This window comes from Cytobacillus sp. OWB-43, assembly GCF_034651445.1.
Lineage (GTDB): Bacteria > Bacillota > Bacilli > Bacillales > Cytobacillaceae > Cytobacillus > Cytobacillus kochii.
In genome coordinates this window covers 1-703 of sequence record NZ_JAYEFF010000018.1, presented here as the reverse complement: position 1 = coordinate 703, position 703 = coordinate 1, and the positions used below count along the sequence as shown (strand labels likewise).

At 46.4% G+C, this 703-nt stretch carries 2 tRNA genes and 2 rRNA genes; all 4 read left to right on the top strand.

Annotated features, from left to right (window positions below):
* Positions 1 to 80: ribosomal RNA gene (locus U9M49_RS22635) — 16S ribosomal RNA — on the top strand; the annotation flags it as partial.
* 99 nt (positions 81 to 179) lie between these two features.
* Positions 180 to 256: transfer RNA gene (locus U9M49_RS22630), tRNA-Ile, on the top strand.
* A gap of 15 nt (positions 257 to 271) precedes the next feature.
* Positions 272 to 347: transfer RNA gene (locus tag U9M49_RS22625), tRNA-Ala, on the top strand.
* A gap of 259 nt (positions 348 to 606) precedes the next feature.
* Positions 607 to 703, top strand: a 23S ribosomal RNA gene (locus U9M49_RS22620); the annotation flags it as partial.

Genomic DNA, 703 nt, shown 5'->3' with positions numbered 1-703 from the left:
CGCCTAAGGTGGGACAGATGATTGGGGTGAAGTCGTAACAAGGTAGCCGTATCGGAAGGTGCGGCTGGATCACCTCCTTTCTAAGGAATATACGGAATTAACTTGATGTTAGACTGTTCGTTCAGTTTTGAGAGTGCAATCTCTTTGATATGATTAAATACTTTACCGTGAAGTTATGTGGGCCTATAGCTCAGCTGGTTAGAGCGCACGCCTGATAAGCGTGAGGTCGATGGTTCGAGTCCATTTAGGCCCACCATTTTAACTTTAATACGGGGCCTTAGCTCAGCTGGGAGAGCGCCTGCTTTGCACGCAGGAGGTCAGCGGTTCGATCCCGCTAGGCTCCACCAACAAATCGTTCTTTGAAAACTAGATAATGTAATGAAGAAGATTACCGAGTAATCGCCACCTTAGTTATTTTTTCTCTCTATATATTATAGATTGATTTAAGATACTAAACTTTTTTAATAAACACAACCGAGAGGGTTGTGAGAAGCAAGCAGTTCAAGGAAGCGAGCGAGGAAACACCGGAGTGTGCGTCTTGTGCACATGAGGATGTTGACGAGTGAGCTGACGCCGAAATGCGTAGCTTATCGCAAGCCGAACAATGGTTAAGTTAATAAGGGCGCACGGTGAATGCCTTGGCACTAGGAGCCGATGAAGGACGGGACTAACACCGATATGCTTCGGGGAGCTGTAAGTAAGC